The organism is Bradyrhizobium sp. AS23.2 (assembly GCF_001908185.1).
Classification (GTDB): domain Bacteria; phylum Pseudomonadota; class Alphaproteobacteria; order Rhizobiales; family Xanthobacteraceae; genus Bradyrhizobium.
Window position 1 is genome coordinate 1 of record NZ_LGHM01000240.1, and the last position, 6767, is coordinate 6767.

A 6767-nucleotide genomic window follows, 5' to 3' on the forward strand; every position below is an offset into this window, starting at 1 on the left:
TGGCAACGCCCCGGTCCGCATCAGAACTCGATTGGCCGAGCCCTCGAGGCTACCGGCGTCGCGTTCATCCCGGATGAACGGGCGCGGAGCTGGCGTGAGGATGAAGAAGCGCAGGCGCTGATTTTTTTATTCAGAAGTACCCCACCCCTTTCGGGGCCCCAGCCCGCCCACTTGCGAGCGTCAAAAGAGCCCTTTTCGAAGCCGATGCGGATGGGAAAATCGGGCGAACTTACCCATCCCATAAAAGAGCGAATATTTTCACGCTAAAGATGCCCGATGTCCCTGTGTTCATAGGTCGAAAAATCATCTCGAAAATCAAAATAAATGGAATTTTTGGGCTGGCATGGGCCTTCTTCGCTGCGTTCGCGGCGACCGCTCACGCAAACGACCTGGTCGGGCAAACCAGCGTGATCGACGGCGATACCATCGAGATCCACGGTACCCGCATCAGGCTTTGGGGATGCCCGTGAGAGCACGCAGCTCTGCCGAAATGACGACAGCAATCTCTATCAGTGCGGCCGTGCCGCGGCGACTGCGCTCGCCGGGCTGTTCTGGGCGATCAAGCGTCCCGTCTCTAGGTACCGACAAGTACGTATCTTATGGCCCGCCCGATTAACCACGACATAAAGGCGCCGGCCAGGCAGAAGTAACCAACCACCTCGGAACCATTGCGAGAGTTCGCTATGGCGATAAGTGCGCCGATGACGAGAAGGCCGGCAATCAATAGGCCCGCCCAGTAGAGAACCATTCCGAATCTTTGCACCATAGTGAGGTCAGAACCCTTTCCTTGAACAGCGCGCTTAGCAGGCGCCTCTTCACGGAGCGGCGGAGGACGCGCCGAAATCGGAATCCCATAGAACGTCGCCTTTACTCGCTTCGAGACGAGCATGTAGGGGATCCACACGACCGCTATAACTATGGGCCGCATCGTCTCCTTAATATCGTCCTGCTCTAGCGTCGCTCCAAAATACTGGGTCACGAGCAAAGCCGACGAAATCGCAATGATTATCTCGACCACAAGAAGGCCGACATAGACATTCGGAAAGAGGGTATCCAGCCTCGAAAGGAGAACGCATGCGTAGAGCCACGCAAAAGTTAGGCCGATGCACGCCAGGCCGAAGCCCACAATGAAGAGCTTAGAGCCGATCGGCAATCCATCAGAATAGTAGCGCAGGACGTCATATGCGGAATACGCTTTGTAGAGCGGTGAGAGGTATGTGCCGATGGCCGGAAGTACCAGCCAGCCGCCGACGCGATCATAAAGGCCAGCCTTGAGTGGAGACGGCTCGATCGCTACCATCACCTTGTTTCCCCTACGTTGGCGCTTACCAGCCGGACTAGCCTAGATCTCTGCCGCTTCCGGTCATCAATTGCCCACCACCGGCGGCGCGCTGACATTCGCATCCACCTGACATAATTCTGCGAATGCCGCTATCAGCTGCACCAATCCATAATCAATTGGTCTCCATTGTTCTGCAACCAGAATTTGTAGTAGTTTATCTCCGTTTCCGTGGGCCCACGACTGGGGGATGGGCGATGCTTGGGATCGCACGATTTCTTATACTGTTTTCTGTCGCCATTTGCCTCTCGGGTTGCATCACAACGTCGATGCAGGGTTATGCTGACCGCGACCTGCCAGCGAAGCCTGTTAAGCGGGTCATCGCCTATGTTGCGGCGCAGGGACCTCTCGCCGCGAATATTCAATCCAACATTCAAGAGGAGGCGCGCAAACATCAGGTCGATGCCGAGGACGCCTTGAATATCTTTCCCCCAACGCGCAAGTACAGCGACGCTGAGATTCGGAAAGGCATGGCGCAGACAGGTACTGATGCGGTGCTTTTCATTAATGTTGGCGACACGGGACTGCAGCGAGAGTACGCAGGAACCATTCTTTCTGGGGAGTATACCGGTTCATCATCAACGAGCGGCACGATCAACACGGCCGGTCAGTTTTCTACGGTGTCTATGAACGGCACGACCTCCGGAACGCTGACTGCCACCTCAACTCCAACTTATAGATATCGGCGCCAGACAAACTTCACCGCTCGGCTCGTCGAAGTTTCGAGTGGGCGAAACCTTTGGGTCGGAAATGGTCAAGTGAACGCGGGAGGACTCCTCTTCGTAGGAGATGGAGCGAATGCCTCCAGCTCAGTGGCCGCTATATTTGATGATTTGCAGCGTAAGGGAATCATCTAGTTCGAAGGATTGGGGCGGCCGGAAAATTACGTTGGTGGGGGAATTTGGAATGAGCTTGCGGCCCATTGTTGGGATGATTGTTGCTTTGGCGGCGATACTGGCGATGGGTCCGGCAGTTGCCGAACGTCGCGTCGCCTTGGTGATTGGAAATTCCGCGTACCAGCACGTATCCAGGTTAGACAACCCAAGCAATGACGCACGATTGGTTGCCGAGACACTCCGGGCGGACGGCTTTTCGCTGGTCGGCGGAGATGCGCTCCTTGACTTGGACAAAGCCAGCTTCGACAGCGCCATACGGAATTTCGGCAATCAGATTAGCGGAGCAGACGTAGCCCTATTCTATTTCGCTGGGCACGGTGTTCAGGTCCGTGGCTCGAACCATCTAGTCCCCATCAACGCAAACCCGACGAAGGAAGCGGACGTCGATTTTCAGATGGTCGATGTCGCCTTGGTCCTACGCCAAATGGACGGAGCCGGCACGAAACTAAATCTGGTGATCCTCGATGCCTGTCGAAACAATCCCTTTGGGACACGCGGCCTACGGTCCAGTGCAGCCGGGCTCGCGCAAATGACAGCTCCTGAAGGAACTCTAATTTCCTACGCCACCCAACCCGGCAACGTTGCGCAAGATGGATCGAACGGCAACAGCCCTTACTCAAAGGCGCTTGCTCAGACGCTCCAAAGACCAGGACTTGGAATTTTTGAAGTCTTCAACGAGGTGGGGCTGACAGTTAAGCGATCGACCGGGGGAGCACAGCAGCCCTGGGTTTCCTCCTCGCCAATCGACGGCCGATTCTATTTCGTTGCTCCTACGGGTGGACCTACGAATGCACGAGCGGACACCCCGCCGACCGGGATGAACGAAGCGGCACAGGCGTGGTCCGCAACTAAAGACACGACGAGCGCCGAAGTCCTGGAGGACTTCATTCGCCGTTATGGCGATTCGTTCTATGCAAGCCTCGCCCGGGCGCGTCTTGAAGAAATTCGAGCGTCCAGGAAAAAACCGACGGAAATTGCGGCGCTGGGACCGCAGAAGCAGGTCGATCGTCCGTCCGATTCAGGGGAGCTTCGTCAACGTGCGGTTCTGTACGACGAGGATCCCACGGATAGGAAAGGCAAGCAGTACGTAGGCACGGTGGTTTGGCGCACTGAATCGATCAAGCCCTTCAAAGGCCAGAAGGCCGATATCGCGGTGAGGGCCGACATTGAGATTCCTGACCGCAAGTTCAAGATGTCAATGTCATTCCGACGTAACACCGACCCGACTCTGCCAGCCAGCCACACTGTGGAACTGACCTTTATCTTGCCAACGGATTTTATCGGTGGCGGCATCGGCAATGTGCCTGGCATCTTGATGAAATCCAATGAGCAGGCGCGCGGTACTCCGATCGCCGGCTTAGCGGTCAAGGTCACCGAAGGCTTCTTTCTGGTCGGACTATCGAACGTCACCGCCGACCGTGCGCGCAATATGCAGCTTTTAAACGAGCGCTCATGGTTGGACATGCCGATGGTGTACAACAACAAGCGTCGCGCAATCCTGGCGATCGAGAAAGGAAGTGCAGGTGCTGACGCTTTTGCGTCTGCTTTTTCGGCATGGGGGCAATTGACACTCCCTGCAGAGAGCAAGCCGGCGCCCACGCCACCCACCACCACTCAAACGCCCCGCTCGCCGGTCGTCTTTCCGGCAGGCATTTCACCCTCCTACTCTTCAGAGGAGCCTGGACAAGCTCGAATGCTGACTTGTCGCGATCAATATGTGGCGAACAAGGCTACCGGTTCGAATGGGGGCCTGTTGTGGATCCAAGACAACGGTGGCTACTACGCGGAATGCAATAAACGATTGAAAAGCTGAAGGATCAGCCGGTCTGCGCTTCGCAATTGGCAATCCCCCTAACTACTGCCGGACTTGATCTCCTTTGATAAATTCAAAGGGGCTTGCCGGTAATGCAGAGAAATCCATCCCGGCTCCGAACCGCGCCGGCAGCAACCAATTCCGCCATCTGCCGACCGGCATCATCCTCATCGGTCGCCGTGATAATGTGCATACACCTTCCGGTGTAGCCTTGGCGGGCTTCCAGAAGCGCCAGGCGACGAGAGAAATTCAGTTTCATGTCGGCACCCCGAGCAGTGCGTGGATCAACTCGGCATCGCTCATTTCCTTCATGCGCGCCTCGGTGAAAGACGGGAAGGGTAAAAAGCCGGTCTCGGTGCGATCCGTCTCCGAACGTTTGGCAATGCGGTCTATGGTCTGATTGATCTGTTCATATTCGCCAGCCGTCATCGCTTGGCTGAGCCGGTCGCGATGCCAGCGTGGTCCTGGCAAGGGGCTGTCCTCGAACCATTCTGCGCAGATCACCTTGTCGCCATGGGTGAAAGTGACGCCCTTCAATGCTTCGAACACGTCGCCATCGGGGCGGCGCCACACCACCAGCATTTCGCTTGGCCGGTTTCTACGACTTTCCAGCTTGACGATCCGGGATTCCAGACCGCGTCCCATCATTGCAGGTGCTCCGGGCGGCCGTGGATCGCCAACCACTCCTCAACCGTCGCGCAAGGCCAAGGGGCGATTATGAAGCAATGCCCGGCGGACTTGGCCGCCTCAATAGCGCTAAGCTCCACGTCGGTGGCCGGTTCACTCACATGATAGACATACGGCGGCCTGAGCTTCGCGTTCCCCCGCTCTTCCAATCGGACGAGGCGAGATTTCAGATTTCGACCCATCATTGATGTGTCATCCTCTCCAGTCTCTCCAACCGCTCGGCAAGTTCGGCCGTCTCGAACGCCTTCACCCATGTGTCGATAAGCTTGCTGATCTCGCCAGCATCCGCAGGGGTGAGGTCGCCAGAAGCGACCGCGGCGAGAACAGCAGACGAGACCTTGGCTGCATCCTGGGCGCTGTCGACTGAGGGAAGCTCGAACGATACAGGTCGGTCCTTCCGCACCGGCATGATGCGATCGAGGCAAAGGCGGAGGGCGCCCATGTCGCCTGTAAGGGCGAGATCGATAGCCTTCTGTGTCAACGCCTCGGCCTGCCCATCCAACAGCGCTTCCATTGCCAAGGTGGTGACATTGCGTGCGCCCTTTGGACGTCCGCCAGGGTTGCCGGACTGTCCCTTTTTGAACGGTCGACCGCGCTGTTTCTCGGCTGTTTTTTCAGTTCCCGGCATTAGCGGGCGGCTCGGCTTCAGGAGTTTCGATGATCAAGCGGAAATTCTCATCGATGCCGTAGCGCTGCGACTTGCCGGCTTCGTTGACAACCTCGCTATCTTGCCAGGTCACCGAGCCATCTTCCCCAGCCGCTGCTTTAGTTTGAAATCGAACGATGAACGGTTTGCCGTTCTCCGACATGACGGTAAGAGTGATCATGAGCTTCTCTTATAATTTGAGGTACGTTGTGGCGAGGATGGTCGGTTGAATAAGCGGCAATGGGGAACTGGTGCCACCCTGTGCCGCGCCGGTGAATGTGCCAGTGCCACCACTGAACACAGCAGCAGAGTTGCCGCCGCCGACAATCGGAATAGGGTTTCCGCCCGCCTGAACGTTGACGTTCCCACTAAAAGTGGTGAACGAGTTGGAGGAGGTGCCGGATACACCAGTCACGCTTCCTGAAGGCGTATAGGGCGGAAGATTTCCTGTGACCAGCGCTCGACTCTCAGTACCACCAACCGCACCAAGCGCCGTGGCTGCGGTTCCGAAGTAGCTCGAGGTCAGCCGGCCCGCGGCGCTGTTGCCCATGTCGTCCAGGCCAGCAACGACACGACCTCGGCAATCAGGCAGGGCCAGTGTTTTATTGGCTGCAAAGTCTGCCGCCGCGCTGGCACCGCGCCCACCGCTCACCGGGAGATTTGGGTCGGTTCCGTACAGATAGACGAACAGCGCCTGCGTATCGGCATTGGCCCGCTCAGTTGCTCCCGAGGTCGCCGATCCGATTGTCCGGCCGTTGCAGCGAACCCATCCTGTGAGGATACCGGTCCCGTAGAACTGCATGAAGGCGCCGGTTTGGAAGATGGTCGTCGGATCCACCGTTCCACCACCGCCACCGCCACCAGACGGGCCGACGATCAACAGATTGTCTTGAACGAGCTTTTGATTGCCGTTCTTGTCGGTGAGGCGAATCTTGATAGAGCCATCAGCGCAGAACAGCTGCGGCACGCGACCAGCAGCGTCCAGCGTGATCGGATTGGGCCACACCAGGCTCAGCGCCGTATCCTGGTAACAGTTCTGTGGGTTGGAGGTGGTGCCGGCTTGAATCAGAAAGAGTTTGCCACCGCTGAGAGGCTTGGCAAATTCATCTAACTGCTGGGTCATGCTGATGCCGGGGATGGTGCCCGCTGCCATCGCATTCGAAGCGAATAACGCGAGCGCAAACAATGCACCCAGCGCTCGCCCAGCAAAGTGATGCAGATCGACACCGTCCGAGCGAAGCCGATCAACGACCGATTGACGGATGTAGTCAGATTTCGACTGACACCTTTGCTTTGCCGCCGTGTCTATCGCTTCCGACAGGTTTGCCGGCGCCCTGAATTGCACCAGATCTTCGAACTTGCGACGGTCGTCCATCTCTCATCCTC

The 6767-nt window shown here is 57.3% G+C and carries 10 protein-coding genes; 4 read left to right on the top strand and 6 right to left on the bottom strand.

Annotated elements, in window-relative coordinates; all coding sequences use genetic code 11:
• Both AC630_RS46465 and AC630_RS46470 read left to right on the top strand, forming a co-directional pair.
• Positions 1 to 267 (top strand): hypothetical protein (locus AC630_RS46465; protein ID WP_208867104.1); only part of this gene is annotated, 267 nt, incomplete at its 5' end.
• A 2-nt stretch (positions 268 to 269) separates the two neighbouring features.
• A complete protein-coding gene (locus AC630_RS46470; RefSeq protein ID WP_074123649.1) occupies positions 270 to 470 on the top strand; it encodes a hypothetical protein in 201 nt (66 codons plus the stop codon).
• Positions 471 to 574: 104 nt separating this feature from the next.
• On the opposite strand, the gene AC630_RS38885 is transcribed toward AC630_RS46470, so the two are convergent.
• The gene (locus AC630_RS38885) at positions 575 to 1300 is read right to left on the bottom strand and encodes a DUF2569 domain-containing protein (protein ID WP_074123650.1); all 726 of its coding nucleotides are present in this window, start codon (positions 1298 to 1300) and stop codon (positions 575 to 577) included.
• 236 nt (positions 1301 to 1536) lie between these two features.
• Here AC630_RS38885 and AC630_RS38890 point away from each other — a divergent pair, with 236 nt between their 5' ends.
• Positions 1537 to 2196, top strand: coding sequence for a hypothetical protein (locus AC630_RS38890; RefSeq protein ID WP_074123651.1), 660 nt, complete (start codon positions 1537 to 1539; stop codon positions 2194 to 2196).
• A 49-nt stretch (positions 2197 to 2245) separates the two neighbouring features.
• Positions 2246 to 4048, top strand: coding sequence for a caspase family protein (locus AC630_RS43135; protein ID WP_083636563.1), 1803 nt, complete (start codon positions 2246 to 2248; stop codon positions 4046 to 4048).
• 73 nt (positions 4049 to 4121) lie between these two features.
• On the opposite strand, the gene AC630_RS38900 is transcribed toward AC630_RS43135, so the two are convergent.
• The 5 genes from AC630_RS38900 to AC630_RS46475 form a co-directional block, all read right to left on the bottom strand.
• On the bottom strand, positions 4122 to 4307 hold the full coding sequence (locus tag AC630_RS38900) for a hypothetical protein (protein WP_074123652.1): 186 nt from the start codon (positions 4305 to 4307) through the stop codon (positions 4122 to 4124).
• Complete coding sequence (locus AC630_RS38905) at positions 4304 to 4696, bottom strand: hypothetical protein (RefSeq protein ID WP_143198659.1); 393 nt, start codon at positions 4694 to 4696, stop codon at positions 4304 to 4306. The genes AC630_RS38900 and AC630_RS38905 overlap by 4 nt, the downstream gene beginning before the upstream one ends.
• Before the next feature lie 220 nt (positions 4697 to 4916).
• Positions 4917 to 5363: a DUF5681 domain-containing protein gene (locus tag AC630_RS38915; RefSeq protein ID WP_074123655.1), complete on the bottom strand. Its 447-nt coding sequence runs from the start codon at positions 5361 to 5363 to the stop codon at positions 4917 to 4919.
• Complete coding sequence (locus tag AC630_RS44810) at positions 5350 to 5562, bottom strand: hypothetical protein (protein WP_143198660.1); 213 nt, start codon at positions 5560 to 5562, stop codon at positions 5350 to 5352. Before AC630_RS44810 ends, AC630_RS38915 begins: the two co-directional genes overlap by 14 nt.
• 9 nt (positions 5563 to 5571) lie before the next feature.
• Positions 5572 to 6756 carry a hypothetical protein gene (locus AC630_RS46475; RefSeq protein WP_074123656.1) on the bottom strand — a complete coding sequence of 395 codons (1185 nt, stop codon included), beginning with the start codon at positions 6754 to 6756 and terminating at the stop codon, positions 5572 to 5574.
• Positions 6757 to 6767: the final 11 nt, after the last annotated feature.

What these genes read in the sequence shown, in the direction of transcription:
- AC630_RS46470 (WP_074123649.1), top strand. Translation starts at nt 270, where the DNA reads ATGCCCGATGTCCCTGTGTTCATAGGTCGAAAAATCATCTCGAAAATC.
- AC630_RS38885 (WP_074123650.1), bottom strand. Translation starts at nt 1,300, where the DNA reads ATGGTAGCGATCGAGCCGTCTCCACTCAAGGCTGGCCTTTATGATCGC.
- AC630_RS38890 (WP_074123651.1), top strand. Translation starts at nt 1,537, where the DNA reads ATGCTTGGGATCGCACGATTTCTTATACTGTTTTCTGTCGCCATTTGC.
- AC630_RS43135 (WP_083636563.1), top strand. Translation starts at nt 2,246, where the DNA reads ATGAGCTTGCGGCCCATTGTTGGGATGATTGTTGCTTTGGCGGCGATA.
- AC630_RS38900 (WP_074123652.1), bottom strand. Translation starts at nt 4,307, where the DNA reads ATGAAACTGAATTTCTCTCGTCGCCTGGCGCTTCTGGAAGCCCGCCAA.
- AC630_RS38905 (WP_143198659.1), bottom strand. Translation starts at nt 4,696, where the DNA reads ATGATGGGACGCGGTCTGGAATCCCGGATCGTCAAGCTGGAAAGTCGT.
- AC630_RS38915 (WP_074123655.1), bottom strand. Translation starts at nt 5,363, where the DNA reads ATGCCGGGAACTGAAAAAACAGCCGAGAAACAGCGCGGTCGACCGTTC.
- AC630_RS44810 (WP_143198660.1), bottom strand. Translation starts at nt 5,562, where the DNA reads ATGATCACTCTTACCGTCATGTCGGAGAACGGCAAACCGTTCATCGTT.
- AC630_RS46475 (WP_074123656.1), bottom strand. Translation starts at nt 6,756, where the DNA reads ATGGACGACCGTCGCAAGTTCGAAGATCTGGTGCAATTCAGGGCGCCG.